At 70.2% G+C, this 833-nt stretch carries 1 protein-coding gene; it reads right to left on the bottom strand.

The features are described 5' to 3' along the window. On the bottom strand, positions 1 to 833 hold an 833-nt coding region (locus tag AC2W7M_RS26500; protein WP_486136165.1), incomplete at both ends, for an ATP-binding cassette domain-containing protein.

Below are 833 nucleotides of genomic sequence, written 5' to 3'. Positions count from 1 at the left end.
GCCCGGGCGGCATGGGGCGCGGGCGGCGCGAGGCGGGCCTTGGTCTCGGCGGCGCGACCGCCCATCTCCATATAGGCGATGAAGGCCTCTTCCAGCGTCGGCGTGCCCTTTTCCTGCTTGAGGGCCTCGGGCGTGCCGGTGGCGATCACCTTGCCGGCATGCATGAAGGAGATGCGGTCGCAGCGCTCGGCCTCGCCCATGAAGTGGGTGGAGACGAAGATGGTCACGCCCTCCGTGCGGGAGAGGCGCTGGAGATGGTCCCAGAAAGTGTCGCGCGCCACCGGGTCGACGCCCGAAGTGGGCTCGTCGAGGATCAGCACCTCCGGCCGGTGCAGCACCGCCACTGCGAGCGAGAGGCGCTGGCGCACGCCCAAAGGCAGGCCGTCGGAGAGCGCATCGAGGTGGTCGGCAAGGTCGAAGTCTCGGACCAGTTCGGCGATGCGCGCCGCGCCGTCCGCCTCGGGCAGGCCGAACAGGCGGGCGTGCAGTTCCAGGTTCTGGCGCACGGTCAGTTCGCCGTAGAGCGAGAAGGCCTGGCTCATATAGCCAACGCGGCGGCGGGTCTCGATATCGGTGGGGTCCACCGGCACGCCGAACAGCAGCGCCTCGCCGGAGGAGGCGGGAAGCAGGCCGGTGAGCATCTTCATGGTGGTGGACTTGCCGCAGCCGTTGGAGCCGAGGAAGCCGAAAATCTCCCCCTGCCTGATCTTGAAGCTCACATGGTCCACGGCGACGAAATCGCCGAACCGGCGCGTCAGCCCGCGCGATTCGATGGCGATGGGGGCGTCGTCGGCGAGGGGGGCGGCGCGGGCCGCCACCGCGCCGTCGCCGCG

The organism is Xanthobacter sp. BG11Y11_SDJG, from assembly GCF_057364445.1.
The sequence above is the reverse complement of the archived record's forward strand: the minus strand, read 5'-3'. Positions and strand labels throughout refer to the sequence as shown.